General features: G+C 64.7%; 17 protein-coding genes. 15 read left to right on the forward strand and 2 right to left on the reverse strand.

Features of this window, described 5'->3' with window-relative positions; all coding sequences use genetic code 11:
- Positions 1 to 5: 5 nt before the first annotated feature.
- From QFZ91_RS02400 to QFZ91_RS02460, 13 genes are all read left to right on the forward strand, one after another.
- Positions 6 to 929, forward strand: a complete 924-nt coding sequence (locus QFZ91_RS02400) for an alpha/beta fold hydrolase (RefSeq protein WP_429566111.1) — start codon at positions 6 to 8, stop codon at positions 927 to 929.
- A complete protein-coding gene (locus QFZ91_RS02405; protein ID WP_429566112.1) occupies positions 922 to 1890 on the forward strand; it encodes a flavin reductase in 969 nt (322 codons plus the stop codon). Before QFZ91_RS02400 ends, QFZ91_RS02405 begins: the two co-directional genes overlap by 8 nt.
- A 110-nt stretch (positions 1891 to 2000) precedes the next feature.
- Entirely contained in the window at positions 2001 to 3032 is a 1032-nt protein-coding gene (locus QFZ91_RS02410) for an ABC transporter substrate-binding protein (RefSeq protein WP_176111868.1), read from the forward strand.
- A gap of 75 nt (positions 3033 to 3107) precedes the next feature.
- A complete protein-coding gene (locus QFZ91_RS02415; RefSeq protein WP_429566113.1) occupies positions 3108 to 3992 on the forward strand; it encodes an ABC transporter permease in 885 nt (294 codons plus the stop codon).
- 1 nt (position 3993) lies between these two features.
- A complete protein-coding gene (locus QFZ91_RS02420; protein WP_176111870.1) occupies positions 3994 to 4788 on the forward strand; it encodes an ABC transporter permease in 795 nt (264 codons plus the stop codon).
- A 28-nt stretch (positions 4789 to 4816) separates the two neighbouring features.
- Positions 4817 to 5905, forward strand: coding sequence for an ABC transporter ATP-binding protein (locus QFZ91_RS02425; protein ID WP_429566114.1), 1089 nt, complete (start codon positions 4817 to 4819; stop codon positions 5903 to 5905).
- A gap of 11 nt (positions 5906 to 5916) precedes the next feature.
- Entirely contained in the window at positions 5917 to 6624 is a 708-nt protein-coding gene (locus QFZ91_RS02430; RefSeq protein WP_429566115.1) for a GntR family transcriptional regulator, read from the forward strand.
- A gap of 21 nt (positions 6625 to 6645) precedes the next feature.
- Complete coding sequence (locus QFZ91_RS02435) at positions 6646 to 8121, forward strand: NAD-dependent succinate-semialdehyde dehydrogenase (protein WP_429566116.1); 1476 nt, start codon at positions 6646 to 6648, stop codon at positions 8119 to 8121.
- A gap of 94 nt (positions 8122 to 8215) precedes the next feature.
- On the forward strand, positions 8216 to 9136 hold the full coding sequence (locus tag QFZ91_RS02440) for a LysR substrate-binding domain-containing protein (RefSeq protein ID WP_429566117.1): 921 nt from the start codon (positions 8216 to 8218) through the stop codon (positions 9134 to 9136).
- A 187-nt stretch (positions 9137 to 9323) separates the two neighbouring features.
- The gene (locus QFZ91_RS02445; protein ID WP_429566118.1) at positions 9324 to 10619 is read left to right on the forward strand and encodes a dicarboxylate/amino acid:cation symporter; all 1296 of its coding nucleotides are present in this window, start codon (positions 9324 to 9326) and stop codon (positions 10617 to 10619) included.
- Positions 10616 to 12082: an aspartate/glutamate racemase family protein gene (locus tag QFZ91_RS02450; protein WP_429566119.1), complete on the forward strand. Its 1467-nt coding sequence runs from the start codon at positions 10616 to 10618 to the stop codon at positions 12080 to 12082. Before QFZ91_RS02445 ends, QFZ91_RS02450 begins: the two co-directional genes overlap by 4 nt.
- A gap of 95 nt (positions 12083 to 12177) precedes the next feature.
- On the forward strand, positions 12178 to 13596 hold the full coding sequence (gene aspA, locus QFZ91_RS02455) for an aspartate ammonia-lyase (protein ID WP_429566120.1): 1419 nt from the start codon (positions 12178 to 12180) through the stop codon (positions 13594 to 13596).
- Positions 13597 to 13670: 74 nt separating this feature from the next.
- Positions 13671 to 14792 (forward strand): asparaginase, encoded by a 1122-nt coding sequence (locus QFZ91_RS02460; RefSeq protein WP_429566121.1) that lies wholly within the window; start codon positions 13671 to 13673, stop codon positions 14790 to 14792.
- 43 nt (positions 14793 to 14835) lie between these two features.
- Here QFZ91_RS02460 and QFZ91_RS02465 read toward each other — a convergent pair whose 3' ends face one another.
- Positions 14836 to 17442 carry a hybrid sensor histidine kinase/response regulator gene (locus tag QFZ91_RS02465; RefSeq protein ID WP_429566122.1) on the reverse strand — a complete coding sequence of 869 codons (2607 nt, stop codon included), beginning with the start codon at positions 17440 to 17442 and terminating at the stop codon, positions 14836 to 14838.
- 299 nt (positions 17443 to 17741) lie between these two features.
- On the opposite strand from QFZ91_RS02465, the gene QFZ91_RS02470 reads away from it, so the two are divergent.
- Entirely contained in the window at positions 17742 to 18041 is a 300-nt protein-coding gene (locus QFZ91_RS02470; protein WP_429566123.1) for a hypothetical protein, read from the forward strand.
- 36 nt (positions 18042 to 18077) lie between these two features.
- Here the strand turns inward: QFZ91_RS02470 and QFZ91_RS02475 are convergent, their stop codons facing one another.
- Positions 18078 to 20306 (reverse strand): SulP family inorganic anion transporter, encoded by a 2229-nt coding sequence (locus QFZ91_RS02475; RefSeq protein WP_429566124.1) that lies wholly within the window; start codon positions 20304 to 20306, stop codon positions 18078 to 18080.
- 248 nt (positions 20307 to 20554) lie between these two features.
- Between QFZ91_RS02475 and QFZ91_RS02480 the strand changes: the two genes are divergently transcribed.
- Positions 20555 to 23848, forward strand: coding sequence for an adenylate/guanylate cyclase domain-containing protein (locus QFZ91_RS02480; protein WP_429566125.1), 3294 nt, complete (start codon positions 20555 to 20557; stop codon positions 23846 to 23848).
- Positions 23849 to 23859: the final 11 nt, after the last annotated feature.

The following is a 23859-nucleotide window of genomic DNA, read 5'->3' on the forward strand; positions in this document are numbered from 1 at the left end:
GTCCGATGAAGCCTGATATGTCACCGACGCGCGTGATCTCGCATGGTCAGCGTGGCCGCACCGCGGGCACCTGCTACAGCGTGTACGCGCGGCAATCGGACGCCGCCGCCGAAACCGTCGTGCTGATCCACGGCGTAGGCATGAATCAGAGCGTGTGGGCGCCGCAGATCGATGCGTTATCCGAATCGTTTCGCGTCGTTGTCTACGACATGCTGGGGCACGGCGAGAGCGTGCTGCCGAGCGCGGAGCCCTCTCTCGACGAATATGCGGCGCAGCTCGCGTCGCTGCTCGACGCGCTGCGGATCGAGCGCGCGCACGTGGTGGGGCATTCGATGGGCGCGCTGGTCGCGCTGGAATTCGCGCTGACCCACCCCGAGCGCACGCTCAGCGTAGCCGCGTTGAACGCGGTGTACGACCGCACGCCGGCACAGCGCGAGGCGGTGATGACGCGCGCGGCCACGCTCGGCGATGCGCGTGCCGACACCGGGGTGGACGGAACCCTGTCGCGCTGGTTCGGCGATCCCATTCCGGGACACCTGACCCAGGCCGCGCGGGCGGTGCGAGCGCTGCTGCTTGCCGTCGATCCGGTGGGCTACGCGCGCACCTACCGTCTGTTCGCCTGCTCGGACGACGCGCATGTCGGGCGTCTCGCGAGTCTCGCGATACCCGCGCTATTTCTGACGGGCGAGGGCGATCCGAATTCGAGCGCGCAGATGTCCCGGGCGATGGCCGCGGCGGCACCACAGGGCCGCGCCGAAGTGATCGCGAACGCGCGCCACATGATGAACGTCACCGACCCGGAGCGCGTGAACGCAAGCCTGCTCGCGTTCCTCGTCGAAGCATCGGCGTTGCGACGGAAGAGCCCCGTAACGACCGCGGCAACTACCGCAGCAACTACCGCAGTACCAACCGGAGAACGCCATGGCTGAGTCGATCACCGCCCCGACCGCGCAACCCGCTTTCGATATCGTCGATTTTCGACGCGCGCTCGGCGCTTTCGTGACGGGGGTCACCGTCGTCACGACGATCCAGGCAGACGGCTCGCCGCGCGGCTTCACGGCGAACTCGTTCACGTCGGTGTCGCTCGATCCGCCGCTGATTCTCGTGTGCATCGCGAAGACGGCGGCGAGTTACGCGGTGTTCTCGGACACGCACCGCTTCGGGGTGAGCGTGCTCGCCGAAGACCAGAAGCATGTGTCCGGCGTGTTCGCTTCGAAGGCCGCGGACAAGTTCGCGCAAGTGCCGTGGAGCACGCGCAAAACGGGCGCGCCGGTGATGGATGGCTCGGCCGCGAGCTTCGACTGCACGACGCATCAAGTGGTCGATGCGGGCGATCACATCATCCTGATCGGTCGCGTGGTGGACTTCGTGCAAACGAGTTCGTCGCCGCTTGGCTACTGCCGCGGCGCATACGTGAACTTCAGCCTGTCGCAGGACGCGCTGACGGCGGCTGGTGGGCGCGCGAAAGTCGGCGCGATCCTCGAGCACCGCGACGGGCTGGTGCTTGTCGACACCGGCAAAGGCTTGGGGCTGCCAACCGGCATCAAGCTCGACCCGGCCAGCGACCCCGCGAGCCTGCACGGCGTGCTCGCCAAGCTCGGCCTGCATGTGCATCTCGACTTCCTGTTCGCAGTGTTCGAGGACGGCAGCGGCAAGGAGCCCGGCGTGCATATCTACTATCGCGGCCGCGTGATTCCCAACGGCTCGCCGTGGCTCGACAGCAGCGTGCGCATCGTGCCGCTGACCCAGATTCCGTGGGACGACGTGAGCGACGCCGCCGTGCGCTCGATGCTCGAACGCTATGAGCGCGAACGCAGGCAGGACGCGTTCGGCATTTATGTCGGCGATAGCGAAGCCGGCACCGTGCAGCCGCTCGGCCTCGCGCATTGACAGCGCGGCACCGCTGCAACCCACAACTCACAATTCACAACGATGAAGCCGGCGCGTTTTCTCGCCGCTGGACCGACGAAGCAACACCCAACCGTATCCCGGAGACAGACATGAGCAGCAGAAGCATTCCGTTTATCGCGCCGTTGTTCGTTGCTTGCGCGACGGCGCTCGCGGCAGCGCCCGCACTCGCCGCAGACCCGATCGTCTTCACTAGCTGGGGCGGCACCACGCAGTCGTCGCAACAGAAGAATTGGGCGCAGCCGTTCACGCAGGCGAGCGGCATCACCGTATTGATGGATGGCCCGACCGACTACGGCAAGCTGAAGGCGATGGTCGATAGCGGCAACGTAAGCTGGGACGTCGTCGATGTGGAAGGCGACTTCGCGTACGCCGCGCAAAAGGCCGGCCTGATCGAGCCGATCGACTACTCGGTCGTGAAGAAGGACGAACTGGACCCGCGCTTTGCGACCCCGGACGCGGTGGGCAGCTTCTATTACTCGTTCGTGCTCGGCTACAACAAGTCGAAGTACACGGGCGCGCAGCCGCAGACGTGGGCAGATCTGTTCGACACGAAGAAATTCCCCGGCAAGCGCACGTTCTACAAGTGGTCGGCGCCGGGCGTGCTGGAAATCGCGCTGCTCGCCGATGGCGTGCCGCCGAACAAGCTCTATCCGCTCGACCTCGACCGCGCGTTCAAGAAGCTCGACACGATCAAGAGCGACATCGTCTGGTGGAGCGGCGGCGCGCAATCGCAGCAACTGCTCGCGTCGGGTGAAGCGCCGATCGGCATGTTCTGGAATGGGCGCTTGCACGCGCTCGCGCAGACCGGTGTGCCGGTGGCCATCTCATGGAACCAGAACCTGACCGCCGCCGACATGCTGGTGATTCCGAAGGGCGCCAAGCATCGCGCGGAAGCGATGAAGTATCTGGCGGCCGCGACGAGCCCGCAGGCGCAGGCGAAATTCGCCGCCGAGACGGGTTACGCGCCGATCAACGTAAAGTCGGCCGCGCTGATGCCGGCCGCGATGGCGAAGACGCTGCCCGACCAGTACAAGGACTCGCAGATCAATCTCGACATGAAGTACTGGGCCGACAACCGCGACGCGATTGCGAAGCGCTGGTACGCGTGGCAATCGAAATAAGCCGCACGGACCGACGTTAGAGCCGAGCGCCGCGCAATGAACCGGCGCGCACAGAGACACCGAGCAGGAGACATCATGCCCAACGTAATGAGTACCGTCGCGCATCCGCCCGCGACGGCCGCGCGCAAGCGGCGCGACTGGCGCAGCATCTGGCTGCTGACGCCGGCCATGCTGCTGCTGCTGATCTTCTTCCTGCTGCCGGTGCTGTCGCTGCTATTGCGCAGCGTGCTCGAGCCGACACCGGGACTGGAGAACTATCAGCAACTGGTCGGTTCGACCACATATCTGCGCGTCTTCGGCAATACCTTTCTCGTCGCGACGGTCGTGACCGTCGTCACGGTGCTGGTGGGCTTTCCGATGGCATGGCTGCTCGCGATCGCGCCGCGCAAGCTCAGCTCCGTGCTATTCGCGATCCTGCTGCTGTCGATGTGGACCAACCTGCTCGCACGGACTTTCGCGTGGATGGTGCTGTTGCAGGGTACGGGTCCGATCAACCGCGCGCTGATGGCGATCGGCCTGATTCACGAGCCGCTCGCGCTCGTGAACAACCTCACCGGCGTGACGATCGGCATGACGTACATCATGCTGCCGTTCCTCGTGATGCCGCTGCACGCGACGCTGCGCGGCATCGATCCGTCGACGCTGCGTGCCGCCGCGGTCTGCGGCGCGAGCCGCTGGCAGGCGTTCTGGCGCATCCTCGTGCCGCTCGCGATGCCGGGCGTGGCCTCCGGCGCGCTGATGGTGTTCGTGATGGCGCTCGGCTACTTCGTCACGCCCGCGCTGCTCGGCGGTCCGTCTTACATGATGCTCGCCGAACTCATCGCGCAGCTCGTGCAGGAACTGCTGAACTGGGGCCTCGCCGGTGCTGCCGCTTTCGTACTGCTAAGCGTGACGCTCGTGCTCTATGCGTTGCAATTGCGCTTCACCGGCAGTGCGCGCGCCATTCAGGGAGGACACTGACATGTTGCTCGATTTCGATCGTCTCGGCGGGCTTCGCTGGGCACTGGTGGCCATAGGCGCGGCCGTCGCACTGTTTCTGCTGCTGCCGATCCTGTTCATCGTCGCGCTGTCGTTCGGCGATTCGCAGTGGCTGATTTTCCCGCCGCCGGGCTGGACGCTGGAGTGGTATCGGCAGCTTTTCACGGACGCGGGCTGGATCGACTCGCTGCTGACGAGCGCGAAGCTGGCCGTGATCGTGATGGCGCTTTCGGTGCTGCTCGGTTTTCTTGCGTCGCTTGCGCTGGTGCGCGGCAAGTTCCGCGGCCGCGAAGCGGTGAAAGGCTTCTTCCTGACACCGATGGTGCTGCCCGTCGTCGTTCTGGCCGTCGCGCTGTACGCGTTCTTTCTGCGCATCGGCCTGAACGGCACGATGACCGGCTTCGTGCTCGGCCATCTGATCATCGCGCTGCCGTTCTCGATCATCTCCATCAGCAACTCGCTGGTGAGCTTCGATACGGCGCTCGAAGATGCCGCGCTGATCTGCGGCGCGTCGCCGCTCACCGTGAAGCTGCGCGTGACCCTTCCCGCGATCCGGCTCGGCCTGTTTGCCGCCGCGATCTTCGCGTTTCTCGCGTCGTGGGATGAAGTCGTGGTGTCGATCTTCATGTCGAGCCCGACATTGCAAACGCTGCCCGTGCGTATCTGGTCGACGCTGCGGCAGGACCTGACGCCCGTCGTCGCGGCGGCGTCTTCACTGCTGGTCGCATTGACGACCGTATTGATGCTGGCGGGCGCCGTGCTGCGCCGCGCGCGCTAATCGACGTAATCAGCGAGGTAAACAAGCCATGACTGCATTCCTGCAAATCCAGCGTCTGCGCAAGACCTACGACGACGTCGTCGCCATCGACCAGGTTTCTCTCGATGTGCGCAAGGGCGAATTCATGACGTTTCTCGGACCGTCCGGTTCGGGCAAGAGCACGACGCTGTATATCGTCGCGGGCTTCCAGGAGCCCACCGATGGCCGCGTGCTGCTCGACGGCAAGCCGCTGCTGGCGGTCGCACCGAACAAGCGCAACATCGGCATGGTGTTTCAGCGCTATACGCTGTTCCCGCATCTGACCGTAGGCGAGAACGTGGCGTTTCCGCTGCGCGTGCGCCGGCGCCCGGAATCCGAGATCAACGCAAAGGTCGACAAGATGCTCAAGCTCGTGCATCTGTCCGAGTGCCGCGACCGGATGCCCGCGCAGCTGTCGGGCGGGCAGCAGCAACGCGTGGCGATCGCCCGCGCGCTGGCCTACGATCCGCCCGTGCTGCTGATGGACGAGCCGCTGTCAGCGCTCGACAAGAAGCTGCGCGAGGAAATCCAGCTCGAACTGCGCCGCATCCACCAGGAGACGGGCGTGACGATCCTCTACGTCACGCACGACCAGGAAGAAGCGCTGCGCCTGTCCGACCGCATCGCGGTGTTCAACAAAGGCCGCATCGAGCAGGTGGGCACCGGCGAGGAGCTGTATGCGAATCCGGCGTCGCGCTTCGTCGCGAGCTTCATCGGCAATTCGAATTTCCTGCCCGTGAAGGTCACGAAGAGTAGCGACGGCCGCATGAACGGCGTCTTTCCGAACGGTCACGAGATCGCGTCGGACGCCTTCAGTCCCGCGCTCACCGCGGGCGAGGACGGCACCTTGATGATCCGCCCCGAGCAGATGCGCATCAGCGCGCTGCAAAGTGCCAGCGGCACGAGCGGGCTGCCCGTGACGGTGCGTGATATCACGTATCTCGGCGACGCGATGCATTACGCGGTGGCGACGCCGTGGCAGCAGGAAATCTCGATCCGGATGCCGGCCGCGCATCGGCACGACAGCGGTATCGCGATCGGCACCCAGGCGCTCGTCGACTGGGATGCACGCGATGTGCGCCTGTTCGCTCAAGCATGACGGCGACTGCCATGAGCGGCGCACTGCCATCGCTGAAGGTTCAACGCCCGACGACCACCTTGCGCGAACTCGCGCTCGAGAAGATGCGCACGGCGATCCTGGAGGCCCATTTCCATCCTGGCGAGCGGCTCGTCGAGCGCTCGCTGTGCGAGATTCTCGGCGTGAGCCGCACCGTGGTTCGCGAGGTGTTGCGGCACCTGGAAACGGAAGGGCTCGTCGACTCGATACCGAACCAGGGGCCGATCGTCGCCGTGCTCGACTTCGATACGGCGGCGGAGATCTACGAAATACGCGCGCTGCTCGAAGGCGAGGCGGCGATGGCCTGTGCGCAGCATGCGGACGAGCAGACGGTTGCCGATCTCGCTGGTTTCATCGAACAAATCCAGACGGCGTTCGAAGCGCAGGATCATCCGGCCGTCAGGGCGCTCACTTCGGCGTTCTACGAGCGCATGTTCATCAGCGGGAAAAAGCATGTGGCCTGGGAAATCGTGCAGTCGTTGACCGCGCGCATCAACCGTCTGCGAGCGCTGACGATCGCTTCCGACGACCGCGGCCGCCAGGCCGTCGACGAAATGCATCGCATTCTTTCGGCCATCTCGGCTGGCGACAGCGCCGCCGCGCGCGAGGCCGCGATCGCGCATGTGCACCGAGTGGCCGAAATCGCCCGCAAGCTGCTGGCGGAAGGGCACGAGCAGGCGGTGTGGCGTCAGGCGGGCTAGCATCAACCGCATTTTTGTGTAATGAAGGAAAGCAACGTGGAATTGAAGACCCTGTTGAAGGACGCGGCGCTTCTGCGCCATCAGGCTTATATCGACGGGCAATGGTGCCCCGCCGACTCGGGCGCGAGCTTCGACGTATCGGACCCGGCAACGGGCGCAACGCTCGGCAGCGTTCCTTTGATGGGCGAGGCCGAAACCACGCGCGCAATCGATGCGGCCAACGCCGCGTGGCCAGCATGGCGAGCCCGCACGGCCAAACAGCGCGCGGCCGTGATGCGCCGCTGGTACGAGCTGATGATCGAGAACGCCGACGACCTCGCGCTGATCCTGACCGCGGAACAGGGCAAGCCGCTCGCCGAAGCGAAAGGCGAAATCGCTTATGGCGCATCGTTCATCGAGTGGTTCGCCGAGGAAGGCAAACGCGTAGCCGGCGACACGCTCGCGACGCCGGCATCGGACAAGCGGCTCGTCGTCCTCAAGGAGCCGATCGGCGTGTGCGCCGCGATCACGCCGTGGAATTTTCCGAACGCGATGATTACCCGCAAGGTGGGCCCGGCGCTCGCGGCGGGATGCCCGATCGTCGTGAAGCCCGCCGAAGCCACGCCGTTCTCCGCCCTCGCGCTCGCGGTTCTGGCCGAGCGGGCCGGCGTGCCCAAGGGCGTGCTCAACATCGTGACCGGCGATCCGAAGGCGATTGGCGGCGCGATGACCAGCAGCCGAGTGGTTCGCAAGCTGTCGTTCACCGGATCGACGGGGGTGGGCAGATTGCTGATGGCGCAAAGCGCGCCCACGGTGAAGAAGGTTACGCTCGAACTAGGCGGCAATGCACCATTCATCGTGTTCGACGATGCCGATCTCGACGCCGCGGTGGAAGGCGCGATTGCATCGAAGTACCGCAACAACGGGCAGACCTGCGTGTGCACGAATCGCTTCTACGTGCACGAGCGGGTGTACGACGCGTTCGCGTCGAAGCTGGCTACGGCAGTCGAAGCCCTGAAGGTTGGGCATGGCATGGAGGGCGGCGTCACACTGGGTCCCCTCATTAACGACGCGGCGGTCAGCAAGGTCGAAGCGCACATCGCCGACGCGCTCGGCAAAGGGGCGACGCTTGCCACCGGCGGCAAGCGCCACGCGCTCGGCCACGGCTTTTTCGAGCCCACGGTGCTGATCAACGTCACCGCGCAGATGGCCGTGGCGAAAGACGAGACCTTCGGCCCGCTCGCGCCGCTGTTCCGTTTCTCTAGCGACGAAGAAGTGGTGAGACTCGCCAACGACACCGAGTTCGGACTGGCCGCCTACTTCTATAGCCGCGATATCGGCCGCATCTGGGGCGTGGCCGAACAGCTCGAATACGGCATGGTGGGCATCAATACCGGCCTGATCTCCAACGAGGTGGCGCCGTTCGGCGGCGTGAAGCAGTCGGGTCTCGGCAGGGAAGGCTCGCACTACGGAATCGACGATTACCTCGTGATCAAGTACCTGTGCATGGCGGTTTGACCTCGATCCGATAGTCAGCGTGCGGCACGGCCAAGCGTAGAATTGCGGGCGCAGCGGCGAGCCGATTCGTCGCCCGACCGGAGACCGATGGCTGATGGAAATCAAGTGGATCGAAGACTTCATCGCGCTCGCCCGCTATCAGAGCTTTTCTCGCGCGGCGGAGTTTCGCAACGTCACGCAGTCGGGATTCAGCAGACGGATTCAGCAGCTCGAACAATGGGTCGGCGCCGATCTAGTCGATCGCAGTGGCTTTCCGCCGACCTTGACTCCCGCAGGCCAACTGTTTCGTGATGCGGCCGAAGACATCCTCGACAAGCTGTTCGACACGCGCGCGATCATTCGCACCGAACAGCGCATTGCCGGCACGAGCCTGCAGATCGCGGCGGGCCACACGATCGCGCTCAACTTCCTGCCCGCGTGGCTGCGCACGCTGTCGAAGCATGTCGGCGAAGTGCGCGCGCGCGTGATTCCGGCGAACGTGCACGATTCGATACTGATGCTGGTCAACGGCAACTGCGAGCTGATGTTCGCTTATCACCATCCGCAGCTGCCGTTGCATCTCGATCCGACTCGGTACGAATGCGTGACCGTGGGCGTCGACACTTTCATGCCGGTATGCAGGCCCAATCAGCGGCTTGCGCACGTGTACCGTCTGCCCGGCGTGATCGAGCATCCGATGCCGTTCATCGCCTACACGGAGACCAGCTACTTCGGGCGCTGCTTCGCGTTGCTGATGGAGCAGAGCAAAGCGTCGCCGGCATTGCATCTTCACTATGAGTCCGACATGGCCGAGGTCGTGAAGAAGCTAGTGCTGGAAGGCGAGGGCGTCGCATGGTTGCCGAAGAGTTCGATCGCCGCCGAACTCGACAGCGGCGAACTCGTCGCCGCCGGCCGCTCCGAATGGCAACTGCAACTGGAGCTGCGCGTGTACCGTGACCTGACGAATCGCAGCGAACTTCTCGATACGCTGTGGCGGCATCTTCTGGCTTCGTCGGGGCCCGGCGAGCAGCGCTGATAGGGTTATCCCGCGTTATGCGAAACTTGCATAGCCGTATGCAACACTGGCATTCAAGGCGGTTCTGCCGTCTCTAGAATTCCGTCCAGACACAAAAAGCGGTACATCGGCATGCGATGTGCCGGCCATTCCCGAGCGCACGCCGGTCGATGCCGATCGTTCGTGCGCCATCCCTGGACGGAGACACATGAAGAATCGGCTTACCCTCTACATCCTCGCCGGCATGCTGCTCGGCGTGGCCGTCGGTTATGTCTGCCATCGCACCGCGGCCGATGCCGCGCACGCGAAGGAGATCGCCGGCTACTTTTCGATCATCACCGATATCTTCCTGCGGCTCGTGAAAATGATCATCGCGCCGCTCGTGTTCGCCACGCTCGTGTCGGGTCTGGCCGGCATGGAAGGCACCAGCGACGTGCGCCGCATCGGGCTGCGCTCGATCGCGTGGTTCCTGTGCGCGTCGCTGTTCTCGCTCGCGCTCGGCCTCGTGCTCGCGAATCTGCTGCAACCGGGCGCGGGCTTGCACATGGCGCAGACGAGCGCTGACGTGGCCACGGGCCTGAACACGTCCAGCCTCAACTTCAAGGACTTCGTTACCCACGCGTTCCCCACCAGCATCATCGATGCGATGGCGCGCAACGATATCCTGCAGATCCTCGTCTTCTCCGTGCTGTTCGGCATCGTGCTCAGCGTGATCAAGTCGGACCCGCGCGTCGCGCCGCTGATCGCGGGCGTCGAAGCGCTCGTGCCCACCATGCTGAAACTGACCGATTACGTGATGCGTCTCGCGCCGCTCGGCGTGTTCGGCGCGCTGGCCTCGGCGATCACGGTGCATGGCCTCGACGTGCTGACCACCTACGGCAAGCTCGTCGCGAGCTTCTATACAGGGCTCGCGCTGCTGTGGGCGGCGTTGATCATTGCCGGCTACGCTTTTCTCGGCAAGCCGATCTGGGCCTTGCTCAAGGCGATCCGTGAACCTGCGATGCTGGCGTTCTCCACCGCGAGCAGCGAGGCGGCGTATCCGCGCCTGACGGAGAAGCTGGAGGAATTCGGCGTCGACAAGAAAGTGGTCGGTTTCACGTTGCCGCTCGGCTATGCGTTCAATCTGGACGGCTCGATGATGTATCAGGCGTTCGCTGCGATCTTCATCGCGCAGGCGTTTGGCATCGACATGCCGATCAGCACGCAGATCGTGATGCTGCTGGTGCTGATGGTGAGCAGCAAGGGGATGGCGGGTGTCGCGCGCGGCTCGGTGGTGGTCGTCGCGGCGGTGGCGCCGATGTTCCATCTGCCGCCATCGGGCGTCGTGCTGGTGCTCGCGATCGACCAGATTCTCGACATGGGGCGCACCGCGACCAACGTGATCGGCAACAGCATCGCGACGGCAGCCATCGGGAAGTGGGAAGGCAAGCGCGTGGCGCGCCAGCAGCGCCGCGCGGCGATCGCCACGGCTTCGTTCGGCCAGTTCGAAGGCGAGACGAAATGAGCGGCATCGACGCAACCGCTGCCACGAGCGCGCGCAAGTTCGGCGTGGTGGGCGGGCTCGGCCCGCTCGCGAGCGCGGACGTGTTCTTCAAACTGATCAAGTCGACGCCGGCCACGCGCGACGCCGAGCACTTCGATGCGATCTTCGAGCAGCAGCCGTTTCGCAGCGCCGATGCCGACAGCGAGACGTTGACGCAGCGCAAGCTGTACATCTTCGATCTGATCAGCAGCTTCGAGAAGCACGGCGTGACGACGGTCGTGCTGCCGTGCTTCCTGAGCCATACGTTCATCGACGAACTAAAAGCCAATTCGCCGCTGCAGATCGTCGATATGGTCGATGCGGTGCGCAGCCACGTGCGCAGAAGATTTCCCGCGGTGCGCCGCGTGGGCGTGCTGGCATCGGCCTATACGCGGCGCAAGCGTCTGTTCGAGAAGTACTTCGCGGCGCCCGAATTCGAAGTGATCCACCCGCGCATCAGCGACGGCACTGATTTCGTCGCCGAAGCCGTCTATGGCGAGGATGGCGTGAAGAGCGGCAATCTGCGTGGCCGTCCGGTCGAATTGCTGCGCGCGGCTTGCGAGGATTTGATCGCGCAGGGCGCCAACGTTATCGTGCCGGGCCTCACCGAAATCGCGCTGGTCGCGGATGAACTGGGTGCGTTGCGCGTGCCGCTCGTCGATTCGAACCTGGCTTACGCGCAATACGTCGTGTCCGGCCAGTACCACACGCCCGAGACGATCTTCAAGGTCGGCGTGGTGGGCGGCGTGGGTCCGGCGGCCACCGTCGATTTCATTCACAAGATCGTGCGCGCGACGCCCGCGCAGCGCGATCAGGACCACATCAAGCTGCTCGTCGAGCAGAACCCGCAGATCCCGGATCGCACGGAGAATCTGATCGGCGATGGGCCCGATCCGACCATCTCGCTGTACGCGACCTGCAAGAAGCTCGAAACGGGCGGCGCGGATCTGATCGCGATCCCGTGCAATACCGCGCATGCCTTCGTCGAGCGGATCCAGCCTTATCTCGGCGTGCCGATCGTCAATATGCTGACGGTGACCGTGCGTTATCTGCGCGAGTCGTTTCCCGCGCTGCGCTCGGTCGGTGTGCTCGCGACCTCCGGCACGCTCGCGAGCGGCGTCTACCAGAAGGCGCTCGAATCGCAGGGCTTGCGGCAGGTCGTGCCGGCACCCGCGCTGCAGGCGCGCGTGATGGATGCGATCTACGGCAAGGAAGGCGTGAAGGCCGGATTCACCGCAGGCCAGTGCCAGCAAGACCTCGCCGCGGCGATCGACGGACTCATCGCCGAGGGCGTCGAAGTGATCGTTCTCGGCTGCACGGAACTGCCGCTGCTGCTGCGTGAGCCGTATGTGATCGGCGCGAACGGCGCGCGCGTGAGCGTCGTCGATCCGACCGATGTGCTCGCGAAGCAGTGCGTCGCCTGCGCGACCGCGCCGCCTCGATAACCCAACCGCATCAACCATGTAACGCGACGGACCTGCACACGACGTGTGCCGGATGACCCCGCTCGCCTGTCGTTTTCAGAACCTGAGAGGAACTCATGCTTGCACCGACCGAACGTATCGAACACGACCTTCTCGGCGATCTCGCCGTGCCCGCGACCGCGTACTACGGCGTACACACGCTGCGCGCGCTGCAGAACTTTCCGATCACCGGTCTTCCGATCTCCGTGTATCCGAACCTCGTCAATGCACTGGCGAGCGTGAAAGAAGCCGCCGCGCTTGCGAATCACGATCTCGGCCTGTTGAGCGCAGCGAAGATGCAGGCCATCGTGCATGCATGCAGGCAAGTGCGCTCAGGCACCGCGCACGAACATTTCGTCGTCGATGTGATTCAGGGCGGCGCGGGCACGTCGACCAACATGAACGCGAACGAGGTGATCGCCAATCTCGCGCTCGAACATCTCGGGCGACAGCGCGGCGAATACGCGATTCTTCATCCGAACGAGGATGTGAATCTCGGCCAGAGCACCAACGACGTTTATCCGACCGCGCTGAAGATCGCCACGTACGCGGGAATCATGCAACTCGTCGATGCGATGGGCGTGTTGCGCGCATCGTTCGAACGCAAGGCGGTGGAATTCGGCAACGACCTGAAGATGGGCCGCACGCAGCTTCAGGACGCGGTGCCGATGACGCTCGGCCAGGAGTTCAGCACCTTCGCGGTGATGCTCGGCGAAGATGAAGAGCGGCTGAAGGAGGCCGCCCAGCTGATCTGCGAGATCAACCTCGGCGCGACCGCGATCGGCACCGGCATCAACACGCATCCGGAATACGCACAGCTTGCCTGCAGGCACCTGAGCGAAATAACCGGTATTGCGTTGACCACGTCACCGAACCTGGTCGAAGCGACGCAGGATGTCGGCTCGTTCGTGCAGCTTTCCGGCGTACTGAAGCGCGTCGCCGTCAAACTGTCGAAGACCTGCAACGATCTTCGCCTGCTTTCGAGCGGTCCGCGCGCGGGCCTCGGCGAAATCAACCTGCCGCCGGTGCAGGCGGGTTCGAGCATCATGCCGGGCAAGGTGAATCCGGTGATTCCGGAGGTCGTCAACCAGATCGCGTTCGAAGTCATCGGCAACGATGTGACGGTGAGCTTCGCCGCCGAAGCGGGTCAGCTGCAGCTCAACGCGTTCGAACCGATCATCGCGCACAGCCTGTTCAAGAGCGTCGCGCATCTGCGCGCGGGGTGCCTCACGCTCGCGTCGAAATGCGTCGACGGCATCACCGCGAATCGCGAACGGCTGCGCGCGATCGTCGAGAACTCGATCGGCATCGTGACCGCGCTGAACCCGTACATCGGCTATACGCACTCGACCGAAGTCGCGAAGGAAGCGCTGGCGTCGGGCAAGAGCGTGGCGCAGATCGTGATCGACAAAGGGCTGCTGAGCCAGGCGCAGCTCGACCAGATCCTTCAACCGGTCATGCTGACGCAACCGAGAAAAATGAACCCGGCGGAATGAGCGACGAAGGTTTTCCCAGTGACAGGTCGCGTGTTTACGCACGCGACTCTTTTAAACGATGGTGGAGACGAAACATGAGCATCAACACGATCAATCGAAAAGCAATGCGGCTGTGCGGTTCGGCGGCACTGCTGATTGTGGCACTTGCCGCGGGTACCGGCGCGCAGGCGGCCGACGCGTCATCGCAACAGGCAAGCGCCGTCACCGTAATGCCGCGCGTTCTGCTGCTGGCCACCGGCGGCACGATCTCGGGCACCGCCGATCCGCGCTCGGCAATCGGCTACAACTCGGGCAACGTGAAGGGGCAGGAACTGGTGCGCGGCGTGCCGGGCATCGAGAAGCTCGCGAGCATCAACGCGGAGCAGATCTCGAACGTCGGCTCGCAGGACATGAACGACAAGATCTGGAGGCAGCTTGCGCGGCGAATCGACGAGGCTTTCGAGCGCAACGAGGCCGACGCCGTCGTGATTACGCACGGCACCGATACGATCGAGGAAACCGCGTTCTTCCTGAACAACGTGCTGCACTCCGACAAGCCGGTGGTACTGGTCGGCTCGATGCGCCCGGGCGGTTCCACCAGCGCCGACGGCCCCAACAATCTGTACGAAGCCGTCGAAGTGGCGGCGAGCCCGCAGTCGCGTGGCCGGGGCGTGATGGTCGTGATGAACGATCAGATTCACGCGCCGCGCTGGATCACCAAGACCAATACCACGGCGGTACAGGCGTTCGCGTCGCCGAACGCGGGCGCGATCGGTTATGTCGATCCGGCCAGCGTGCGCTTCGTGATGCCGGCGGTGCAAGCGACGCGCACCGCGCTGAGCGTGCCCGCGAACGGGCAATTGCCGCGCGTCGATATCGTGTATGCGCATAGCAACATGGATGGCCGCCAGATCGAGCATGCGATCGCCGATGGCGCGAAGGGCATCGTCGTAGCTGGCGAAGGCGATGGTGACATGTCGAAGGAAGCCCTCGCGGCGCTCGACCGCGCGGCGGCAAAAGGCATCGTGGTGGTTCGTTCGACGCGCCTCGTGTCGGGATTCGTGAACCGGAACGTCGAGGTGGACGACGACAAGCGCGGCTTCGTCGCATCGCTCGATCTGAATCCGCAGAAGGCGCGCTTGCTGACGCAGTTGCTGGTGGCCAACGGCGTGACCGATCCGGTCAAGGTGCAGCAGGCGTTCAGCGGCACGTGGTGATGGGTTGGGGACGGCGCGGCATCGCATGCGACGTATAGCCGCTCTAGCGCCCCTCCATCAGCGACGAAAGCAGCTTCAGCAGGCTGTCGATATTGACGGGTTTGACGAAGTGATAGTCGAAGCCCGCCGATTGTGCGCGCAGCCTGTCGTCCGTCTGACCGTATCCGGTGATCGCGATCAGCACGGGCTTCGCATCGCCTTTGCGGCGAAGCTGCCTCGCCAGTGCGTATCCGTCGATATCGGGCAAGCCGATATCGAGCAACGCCACGTCCGGCGCAAAAGACGGTGCCGCGTCCAGCGCCTCGGCTGACGAATACGCGACGCGGGCCACATGCCCTTCTGATTCGCACAGCATCGCGAGTGAATCGGCGGCGTCGCGATTGTCATCGACGACCAGCACGTGCAACGCGGTTCGCGCGTGCCCCGGCGCGGGCTCTGACAGCGCGACCGCCGAATGGCGTTCATGATGGTGCAAACGTGGCAGTCGGACCGTCACCGTCGTGCCGAGATTGGGGCCATCGCTGTGCACGGCGATCGTGCCGTTGTGCATTTCGACGAGCTTCTTGACGAGCGACAGTCCGATGCCGAGGCCGCCATCCGAGCGATCGAGCGTGCGTTCGCCTTGCGAAAAGAGCTCGAACACCTTCGGCAGAAGCTCGGCCGAAATGCCCGTGCCGGTATCTTGCGTGACGATGGAAACCCATTCGCCGTCGGCCGCCACGTTCACCGTGATATGCCCGTTCTCCGGCGTGTACTTGCTCGCGTTGTTGAGGATATTGACGAAGATCTGCGAAATCCGCGTGATGTCGCCGCATACCCACGTGGTCGGATCGCAAACACTGACGTGCAACTGCTGATGACGAGCTTCGGCCATCGCCGCGATCGCCTCGACAGCGTGATAGACGGCCGTGCCGACCAGGACGGGCTCGAGTTGCAGCACGATGCGGCCTTGGGTGATGCGCGACACTTCGAGCAGATCGTCGACGATTCGCGTCATGTGCTCGACCTGCCGGCGCATCAGGTTGATCAGCTCGTGGGGGCGTGAGACCGCGCCGGGCTGCTTGTCGAGCAATGCGATGGCAGTGCGTAGTGGCGCGAGCGGATTGCGCAGTTCGTGCGCGAGCATCGCGAGAAACTCGTCCTTGCGGCGATCGGTTTCGCGCAGCATCAGTTCGAGCTGCTTGCGCTGGGTGATGTCGATCACGCTGGCGATGATGCGCAACGGCTTGCCGTCCGTGCCTCGCTGAAGCAGCGCGCTGCCGTGCATCCATTGTTCGCCGTGCGCGTTCTGCAAGCGGAATTCGAAGTTCGCGACCGGGTCGTGGCCTTCGGCCAGTCGGCAGACATATTGTTCGAGCATCGCGCGATCGTCGGGATGCACGTTGCGCAGCGCCTCGTCATAGCTGAGCACATGGTCTATCCGCGGTGCGTGGCCCTCTTCGAACGATAGCGTGCGCGAGCTCAGGTCGAAGCAGACGATGTTCAGCCGCGCTGCCTGCATCGCGACGGACAGACGCAGGTTGCGCGCTTCGATCGCCAATTGCGCTTCATACTGAGGCGTCACATCGGTCGAGGTGCCGAACCACTCCTGGAGTTTGCCGTGGCTGTCGAACAGGGGCGCCGCCTGGGCGTGCATCATCCTGTACTGGCCGTCGTGACGCCGCATGCGGAACATGGTCGATGCGGGCGCGCGTCGCTGCAGCACATCGACCCACACTTGCCTTGCCGCCTCGCGGTCGTCCGGGTGAACGTAGTCGAGCCATCCCCAGTCCTCCAGACGGACTACGCCGTCGCCCGTGAAGCGGCTCCAGTTCTCGCCTGCGGCCCGGATGTCGCCGTTCGGCTCGGCCGACCATACGAGTGCGCCCGTCGATTCCACGAGCACCCGATAACGCCGTTCGCTGAGACTGAGTTGCTCTTCGGCTGCCCGCTGCTTGCTGATGTCGAAGGTCACGCCGTACACGTGCGCGAGCGTACCGTTCTCGTATTCCGCGTGGCCGCGCATGCGCAGCCAGCGTGGTGAAGTCGATCCACCGTTCAGCACGAAGTCGAATTCGAAGGGACCGCCGTGTTGCAGAGCGTCATCGACCTTCCGCTGGAATAGCGCCCGATACTCGGGCTCGACCCGGTTCTCCAGATCTGATAGCGCAAGCGCATCGGTGCCGGGCGGAAACCCGTACAGATCCGCGAGTTGCGAGGTCATTCGCACGACGCGGCTCTTCATGTCCCATTCCCACGCACCCATGCGAGCGCCGTGGAAGGCAGCCTTCAGGCGTCGCTCGCTCGCTTCGTACATGGCCCACGCGTGACGGGCTTCGTGGATATCGGTCGCGACGCCCACCGTGTCGCCGATGCGGCCACTCGCGTCGCGCTCGGCTTGGAGATGCAACACGTGCCAGCGATACTCGCCGTCCGCGCGCAGCAGACGCACTTCGACATTGCCGAGCAGCGGACCGTCCCGCATCTGCCGCACTGCGTCGAGCACATGATCGATGTCGTCGGGATGAACGAAGGCCTTCCAGTGCATCCCGACCAGTTCAAGGGCGGGAATGCCGAGATACCGTGATGTCCACGGGTTGGCGTAGCGGACGACGCCGTCGCGATCGGCACGCCAAACGAATGAAGGAAGGAAGTGAGCAGGATCGTTCATCAGCGTCCTTGCATCGGTTTCCTCTGCGGACATGGCGCCGAGGATGATCCAGCGCTGCCCGCATGGTGTGCCTGCTTACATTAGCTAGCCCGAACTGCCAAACACGATGTTTGTACCATGCGAATGTTCATGCGGTAAAGGCGAGCCAGACAGTCGGAGATATACCCGTGCAATAACGGTGTGTTTATGGAAAAATATATCTCACGCTGTGATGTGTTTGACGTGCGTGCCGGATGACATTCACTTCGTCGAGCGCGCGGTGCCGCCCTTGCTTGCTTTCGTTGCAGACGGATGCCGCGATGGCATTGAACTTGCTAAATTATGCATATCAAGCCGGCAGTTTCGCCGCAACGGACGCGTGCGTCATTTCCGCTTTGAACGCATCCGTGACGGGACCACCGGCCATCCAGAAGGAGACAACGATGAATCACCCCGAAAACAGCAAGCCGCAGGAAGGTCAGCCGCGCGATGCGGCTGGGATGAGCGAAACCTACGTGCCGTCATACCGTTTGTTGTTGAAAGAGCCGACCGTACTGCTTGCTGGCAACCCGATCGACCGCACGGATGTCGCGACCGCAGCGATCCTGGGCTACAACTGACGATGGCGCGCAATGCGCCAGTCCTGCATACATAAGTTACAAAGCCGCGCGTAGCGCCTCATCGGCAACGGCAAGGCGCAACGCAATCGTCTTCACGAGAAACCGATGCAACTGTTGCGCGGTTGCCGGGTCCTGCTGCTCGAGTTCGAGCAGCCGGGAGATCGACAGGCGGTACACGCGCGTCGGTGCCTCGGCAATCACGTCCGCGCTGCGCTGCTGCTGCGTGTACACCGCCATTTCCCCCACTACCGTGCCCGGGCCGAACGAGCGCAGACGCGCCGAGCGGCCATCGGCGAGCGGCAGCGAGATCGCGACACGTCCTTGCTCGACGAAATACAGCGCATCGCCCGGCTCGCGATGACGAAACAGTGCCTGGCCCGAAAGCAGATCACGCAACTCCAGACACGCGACCAAGCCGTTCAACGCACTGGCCGTGAAATGCGGCTCGAGCATCGCACGCAGATCGCCGCCATGCGCGAGCGCGAGCGAGTTCGACGCTAGCAGTTTGTCTTCGATCCACTCGAGACCCGCATCGAGCGTATCGAATTGATGGATCTTCAGACTGAGCGTGCCGGTCTTCTCGAGCAGATCGCGCGAGCGCGGCGGCAGCGCGGTCAACACGAGGTCCGCGTTCTTTGCCGCGCAGAGTTGCCTGATCTTGACGAAGCTGATGGATACCGAAGCATCCATGCCATGTGTCGCCGCAAAGTCCAGCACGACGAAACGGATTTGCACGGGACTGTTTGCATTGAAGCGTTCCCGCAGGCGCTGCAGAATCGAATTGGCCGTGCCAAAAAAGAGAAAGCCCTGTAGGCACATTCCGCATACCTGGGAGCCGATGGCACGCAGCGCCTGGGTGTCTTCGATGCTGCGCTCCACATTCGAGGACCGCGCGCGCAGGTCGAACTCCATGCGTATGCAGCCGACCCGGCCGTAGAGCAGCGTGAACATCACACATGCCGCAACGACGCCCACGACCACGCCGACGATCACGCCATAAGCCGCGATCGTGCCGAGAATCAGGGGCACGAGCAGATACTCATACCAGTTGAGCCTGGTCCAGGCGCCCGCGAGCCAATGCACGAGCAGACGCAGCCCCATGAACAGTTGAAGGCCGACCAGCACCGGCACCGGAAAAAGCGCCACGATGTCGGGCGAGGTGGCGAGCACGACCACGCACGCAAGCGACGCGAACACGCCCGCCACCCGGCTCGTCGCGCCCACCCGCGCATTGAGCATCGAGCGATTGAACGACTGGTAGCCGACCATGCCGCCCAGCAGTCCGCTCGCGAGATTGGCGAGGCCGGCGGCGCGCATCTCTCGATTGAGGTCGATGTCCTCTCCGGTGGCCGTGCCGATCGCGGTCGAATTCATCAGGATGGTCACGGCCGATACCGACGTCACCACCAGACTCTCGGGAAGATGCGCGCCGACCGCCGACCAGTCGATGGCGCCCTGTCCGAGCCTCGCGGCCAGGTGCAACTCCGGCAGCCCGGCAAGGTGCAGCTTGACGCGCGGCAGCAGCAGACCCATGCCGCGCGCGTCGTCGATCGAAATTCCGGCAAACTGTAGTAGAACGTAGAAAAGCACGACACCGAAGGCCAGCGTGAGCGGCAACGCGGCAATGTGTTGCCACGTACGCATCAGCACCGTGGCGAGCACGCCGACGACGAGCGCCGGAAGCCATGTGATCCAGTGAAGGTGCGCGAGCAACGCGAGCGTGTGCCACTCCAGCGGCTGGCCCGTCAGCACGCGGAACGCCCCGGCGAGCAGCAGGTAGCCCGTGCCGGCGAGAAACCCGCCGAGCACCGGATAGGGCAGGAACTGCAACGAGCGGCTGCGCCTGGACGAGCCGATCGCATAGAGCGCGATGCCCGTCATCACCGAACACAGCGCGATGGCGATCAGCACCGTGAGGATCTGCGTCTGCGGTGAGCCGCCGTCCGCGCGCACGCTGCTGGCCACACCCGCCGCCACGCCCGCGAGAAACGCCGCCGCGTTGCTGTCGGGGCCGCCGATGTTGATGCGCATCGAACTCGTCAAGGCGATCACCAGCGCCGTGACGACACAGCTCACGAGCGCGGTGGGCACGCCCAGCATCGCGTAGCGCGCAAGATCGGCGCTAAAGATCATCGTGCCGAGGCTCATCGCATAGCACAGCATGACGAGCGTCGATACGGCGCCCGCCGCCACGTCGCCTGGCAGGCCCGCCAAACGCGAGCGCAGCGCGACGTCGGAGACGGAAACGGTCTTGCCCGGCTTCACGTGGATTCCCGGTCGAATGCGAGGGCGCCGCGAGGCGCGCCAGCCAGTATCCTGCGCGCCTCGAACGGCTGTCAAACGCGATGCAGCGTGCTGATCGGACACCTACACTGGTTATTCATCGGCCTCGTAGCTGGCGGCTCCACGCGAATGCACTGCGGCTCAGGGCCGTTCACGTCGGCGGCCGTCACGCGCGTTAATCGTCTGAGTTTTTGCCCGCGGGACCACGCATCGGAGGCAGGGCGACGAACATGGACATCGAGAAATGGCTGCGGGGCCTCGGGCTCGAGCAGTACGCCCACGCGTTCGCGGCAAACGACATCGACATGTCGCTGCTCGGGCAGCTGACCGACGCGGACCTGAAAGAGCTTGGCGTACAGTCGCTCGGCCACCGTAAGCGCATTCTGGCCGCGGCGACGGCATCGCTACCGACAGCGGCGCCGCTATCGCCCGCCACGGCCGACGACCACGAAGTGCCCGCGGACGAGCGCAGGCAGGTCACGATTCTGTTCGCCGATCTGTGCGGGTACACGATGCTGTCGCGCTCGCTCGATCCCGAGGACCTGCGCGCGCTGATCGGACGCTATACGGCGCTGGTCGACGGGATCGTGCTCGCGTATGGCGGCACGATCGACAAGCACATCGGCGACGCGGTGATGGCGCTGTTCGGCGCACCCCGCTCGCACGAGACGGACACGCTGCGCGCCGCGCGTGCCGCACTCGACATTCACGACGGCGTGGCGCGACTGGCCACCCAGACCGGGCGGCCGTTGCAGGCGCACATCGGCATTTCGAGCGGCGAGGTCATCGCGGGCGCGCTGGGCCGCGCCGACGCGCAGGACTACACCGTGCATGGCGATCCGGTGAACCTCGCCGCTCGGCTGGTGGCTGCCGCGCCAGCCGGCGAAACCTGGCTATCCGACGACGCAGCGCGCACGCTCGGCGACGTCGCCAGTTGCGAGGCAATCGGCGAGCGGCGCTTCAAGGGCATCGACACGCCGGTGCGGCCATGGCGCCTCGTCGCGCTCGGCAGCGAGCCGGTCAGGACGAGTCACAGCCATTTCGTCGGACGCGAAGCCGAGCTCGAACAGTTTCACGGCATCCTGCATGCGTGCATGGCAAAGCGCGCGGGACACGTCGTTCATGTGCGAGGCGAAGCCGGGATCGGCAAGACGCGGCTCGTCGATGAGATGCGCCGCCATGCGCAGGCCCAGGGCTTCACGCTGCATCGAAGCCTCGTGCTCGATTTCGGCGTCGGCAAGGGCCAGGACCCGGTGCGAACCATCATCGGCAGCCTGCTCGGTTTGCCGGCCGGTGCATCGAGCGAGGCACGGCAGGCCGCCGCCGCGCAGGTCGCGGCCGAAGGCATCGTCAAGGCCGAGCAGATCGTATTTCTGCACGACTTCCTCGACCTCCCGCAAAGCGCCGAATGGCAAACCATCTACGAGGCCATGGACCACGGCGCGCGCAAGCGCGGCAAGCAGGCGCTCGCCGCGAGGCTGACCGAGGACGTTTGCGCGCACGCGGCGACGCTCATCGTCGTCGAAGACCTGCATTGGGCCGATGCCGAAGTCATCGGCTACCTGTCGGCGTTCGCGTCGGGCATTGCCAACGGTACCGGCCTGCTGGTGACGACTTCGCGCGTGGAAGGCGATCCGATCGATGCAGGCTGGCGCGCACGTTGCCGCGACACGCCGTTCGCCACGATCGATCTCGGACCGCTGCGCAAGGACGAGGCGCTGAGCCTGGCGGGCAATTTCATCGATGCGACGCAGCGTGTCGCGCTCGCCTGCATCGAGCGCGCGGGCGGCAATCCGCTGTTTCTCGAACAACTGCTGCGCAACGCCGAAGAAGGCAGCGGCAGCAACGTGCCCGCGTCGATCCGCAGTCTGGTGCTCGCGCGGATGGACCGGCTCGCACCTCGCGACCGCCTGGCGTTCCAGGCGGCCGCCGTGATCGGCCAGCGCTTCGACCTGGCGCTGCTGCGAGAACTGGTCGACGATCCTGGCTATGTCTGCGCCGGACTGCTCGTCAATGCACTGGTGCTGCCGGAAGGCGAGGACTTCCTGTTCGCGCACGCGTTGATCCAGGAGAGCGCCTATTCGACGTTGTTGCGCGCGCGCCGCCGTGAACTTCATCTGCGCGCGGCCGAATGGTTCGCACACAGCGATGCCACGTTGCACGCCCAGCATCTCGATCGCGCCGAAGACCCGCACGCGCCGCACGCCTACCTGGGCGCGGCGGTGGCTGAGCGCGCCGCTCATCGTTTCGAAGCCGCGCTGCGGCTGGCAGAGCGGGGCATCGAGATCGCGCGGTCGGACGCGGACCGCCATGCACTGAGCTGCTGCAAGGGCGAGCTTCAGCGCGACCTGGGCGACATTGCGGGATCGATCGCGACGTACCGCACCGCACTCGCCGCCGCCACCGACGACACCGCCCGATGCGACTGCCAGCTCGGGCTCGCGGAAGGTCTGCGGGTCAGCGAGGGTCTCGACGAAGCACTCGGTCTGCTGGCGCAAGCGCAACGAATCGCGGAGCGGGACAACCGGCTGGCCGAGCTGGCAAGCCTCCATTATTTGCGCGGCAACATCCTGTTTCCGCTCGGCAAGATCGACGCCTGCTGCGCCGAACACGAGCGCGGTCTCGCCTATGCGCGCCGCCTCGATCTGCCCGAGGCGGAGGCTCGCGCGCTCGGAGGCCTGGCGGATGCGGCGTATGCGCAGGGACGCATGCGGACCGCGTTCCATCATTTCAGCGAATGCGTGGCGATGAGCCGGGAGCACGGCTTCGGCCGGATCGAGGTTGCCAACCTGTCGATGCAGGGCTTCAGCCGCATCTATCTGAACGACGCGGCTCCCGCGCGCGAGGACGCCATCGCCGCCGCCCGCACCGCCGAGCTGATCGGACAGCCCCGCGCGCAATTGCTGGGGGAGACGCTGGGGGTATTCGCGTGCCAGGAATTGGGCGACGTGCAGGCGGCCAGCAAGCATCTGGCGCAGGAACTGCGCGTGATCCGGCAATTGGGTGCGCGCCGCTTCCAGGCGCAGAACCTGGAGATGCAGGGACGCCTGCTACTGGACCAGGGATGCCGCAGCGAAGCGGTGTCTGCGCTGCGCGAAGCACTCGCCATCACACGCGAGGTGGGCAGTCAGTTTTCCGGGCCAAAGACCTTGAGCGCGCTGAGCCGCGCGGTTGACGACAAAGACGAGCGGACGCGGCTGCTGGCTGAAGGCGAGGCGCTGTTGCGCCTTGGCGCGGTCGGCCACAATCACTTGTGGTTTTACCGCGACGCCATCGAAGCGATGCTGGGGGCGGGCGATCCTGCTGCCATGCTGCACTACGTGGAAGCACTCGAGGCCTATACGCAGCGCGAACCGTTGCCGTGGTCCGAGCTTTTCGCGGCGCGTGGCCGTGCGCTTGCGCTCGCGCTTCAGGCGCCGCTCACCGACGCCACACGACATGAACTGCTGCGGCTGCTCGAGGCGCTACAGCAGGCCGGCTTTCGCAACTACGTGAGCGCGGTCGAAACGGCCCTTGCGGCTTGAAACAGGCGCGG

This window comes from Paraburkholderia sp. JPY419, from assembly GCF_050435705.1.
Lineage (GTDB): Bacteria > Pseudomonadota > Gammaproteobacteria > Burkholderiales > Burkholderiaceae > Paraburkholderia > Paraburkholderia youngii.